This is a genomic window from Paenibacillus sp. P4_E11 (genome assembly GCF_056401635.1).
In genome coordinates this window covers 1-2,472 of the sequence record NZ_JBFUIX010000332.1, presented here as the reverse complement: position 1 = coordinate 2,472, position 2,472 = coordinate 1, and the positions used below count along the sequence as shown (strand labels likewise).

Sequence of the window (2,472 nt, the reverse complement as noted above, 5' to 3'; positions counted from 1 at the left end):
CAATAATGATGTCTATCTGGGTCCCGTTCGCAATAAAATTTTCAGGCGTGTTCGTGCTCGTTCTTTGAATGTAAGTAAATTTGTAATTGGGGAATTTCTTCTTCAACATATCTCCCCATCTCTCGTTCCACATGTCTTCCGTACCGCCCGGCGAACCGTATACGACCAGATCCGCCGGCTCATCCGCATACGATTTCGTTAGATTCGCCGCTTTCTCTCCGTTTCCGGACGACGATTCGTTTTTAGCTCCGCCGCATGCCGAAACCAATAAAGTAATCATAGTGAACATACTGGCGAGCATAGTAAATCGCTTTCCCATCGTAATGCCTCCCTTTTTTTGTTGTTTGTATACGCTTTCTTGTGTATCATACAAGATCAATCTACTAACTTCTTGGAGAATTTTTCGTTTATTATGGGCGATCCATCGCTTGCTTTGGTTGCCATGGGTATTTTTTTCTTCTAGAATAATGAATGTATACTAAAACCACCGATAGGATAGGGGGACGACCGATGCTTCTTTACTCTAAAGATTATTTCCTTGAAAGCAAAGAGTTTCCTTTCTTCGCGTCACCGTTTTCCACTATACCTCAAAGGGAGAAGCTTCCCCACGTCCATGACTTTATCGAATTGGTTTATGTGTATGATGGGTGTGGTGAGCATGTATATAGAGGACATTCTTATCCGATAGCGGCAGGCGATATTTTCGTCGTTCCTCCTTATGCAGAACATGATTATCGCGTAAATGGTCCGAAACCTCTGGACATCTATAACATTTTGCTGCTGCCCTCTCTTCTGACTTCCGAATTGCAAGCGTTGTCAAGCGTAACTCCGTTTCACAACTTTTTTTATGTCGAAACGTTTCTGCGGGAAGAGCTCGATTTTAAATCCCACTTGAACTTAACCCCCATGGAAGGACTCGAGATGAAACAGCGACTGGAGCGAATCGTAAAGGAATTCGACAAAAAGCCATTGGGATACCGCATTTCCATTAAAGCCCTATTGATTGATCTGCTTGTATGGCTAAGCCGCCGTTATGAAGAACGACTAGTCGAGCCTCAGTCCAAACAGGCCGAATCAACCATCATTCAGCAGTTGTGCGAATATTTGGAACAAAATTATTCCCAGCAAATTAATCTGGAACAAGTACGCCAAATGTGCGGAATGGGTCAAACCAACTTTATTGCCAGGTTTAAACAAACGACAGGCAAAACGTTTATCGAGTACCGGAACGAAGTTCGCATCCATGCCTCGCTCAAATTGCTTCGCGAAACCGACGACAAAATTATCGACGTGGCGGAGCGCGTCGGCATACACGATTTGAGCTACTACAACAAGATGTTTAAATTGCAAATCGGACTTACCCCCCGGGAATACCGGATTAAGTTTCTCGAATAGATCGCAGAAAAAAGGCGCTCCAGCCGGATGTCGGAACTCCCGAAACAGCCGAATGGAGGCGACCTATATAAGAGCAATAATAGTTTCTACAAAATTGCTGAGCTAAACTTGTAGATTGGATGGTGCCGAGTTATGAAAATAAGGTATTTATTAATAATGGTACTAATGACTTTTACTGCTCTCTCACTAACRGGGTGTGTGCCTGGAGATGGAGTCAATAATGCTCATAATCCCGCAGGGTTATTCTGGGGGATATGGCATGGCTGGGTTGCACCTGTTTCACTCATTATTGGCATTTTCAAACACCATATTAGAGTATATGAAATATATAACTCAGGCTGGTTGTACGATTTAGGGTTTTACATTGCGGTCATTAGCGGCTTTGGTGGGATATCACTTTCTCGTCGAAAAAGAGTAAAACAAGAGTAGCTTTTTGCTAGCTCGTTCAAACAAGGACACCATAGATTATATCGAGCAGAAATCCACAAGAAAGGAAATAAGATACTTTATGGATATTACTCCACAAGAAGAAAACATGATTAAGGCACTCCGTGAGGCTGAATTACCCCCTTTATTTGTTCTCATACGAATTAGAAATAATATTTCAAATGACACTGTAAATGTCGAAGAGAGCCGAAGAGATGATGTCGTAAAAACATTAGAAAAATACATCGGCCCACTATGGGAAGACTATCATGAGGGGAAGAATTCACAAGCCAAAGCAAGACCGTAACGAATTAATCTTAACTATGCAGTGGCTGCAAACCCGCACCACATAGATATCCCACATTTCGCACGTGTCCCATGTGCGAAATGTGGGTTGATATCATTACTCGATGGGTACGAAGCTGAATAAACTACATTACGAGGCTGCCGCGGGATCGATCGGTAGCCTCGCTACGCTAAACATTCCTGTTAAGGCTAAGAAATAGCCTTTGTCAAAAAAAGGAGCGCCTCGGTATGATGGGTATGTCCACGGGTTCAAGACCCAACACCATCAAGGAGGCGCTCTAACTATGAAGTTTAAACAAACAGAAGGGCAAAATCAACGAATTGAACGAATTACCACTTCTCATC

The 2,472-nt window shown here is 42.9% G+C and carries 2 protein-coding genes and 1 pseudogene; 2 read left to right on the top strand and 1 reads right to left on the bottom strand.

Annotation, left to right across the window (positions count from 1 at the left end):
• Positions 1 to 319: pseudogene (locus tag AC1DWB_RS33590) on the bottom strand (hypothetical protein); the annotation flags it as partial.
• Between the two features lie 191 nt (positions 320 to 510).
• Here AC1DWB_RS33590 and AC1DWB_RS33585 point away from each other — a divergent pair.
• Together AC1DWB_RS33585 and AC1DWB_RS33580 are read left to right on the top strand one after the other, a co-directional pair.
• Positions 511 to 1,395, top strand: coding sequence for an AraC family transcriptional regulator (locus AC1DWB_RS33585; RefSeq protein ID WP_477545427.1), 885 nt, complete (start codon positions 511 to 513; stop codon positions 1,393 to 1,395).
• A gap of 508 nt (positions 1,396 to 1,903) precedes the next feature.
• Positions 1,904 to 2,128, top strand: coding sequence for a hypothetical protein (locus AC1DWB_RS33580; protein WP_477545426.1), 225 nt, complete (start codon positions 1,904 to 1,906; stop codon positions 2,126 to 2,128).
• Positions 2,129 to 2,472 lie beyond the last annotated feature (344 nt).

Bases quoted from the DNA above. Each gene is read 5' to 3' on its own strand.
- AC1DWB_RS33580 (WP_477545426.1), top strand. From the start codon at position 1,904: ATGGATATTACTCCACAAGAAGAAAACATGATTAAGGCACTCCGTGAG.
- AC1DWB_RS33585 (WP_477545427.1), top strand. From the start codon at position 511: ATGCTTCTTTACTCTAAAGATTATTTCCTTGAAAGCAAAGAGTTTCCT.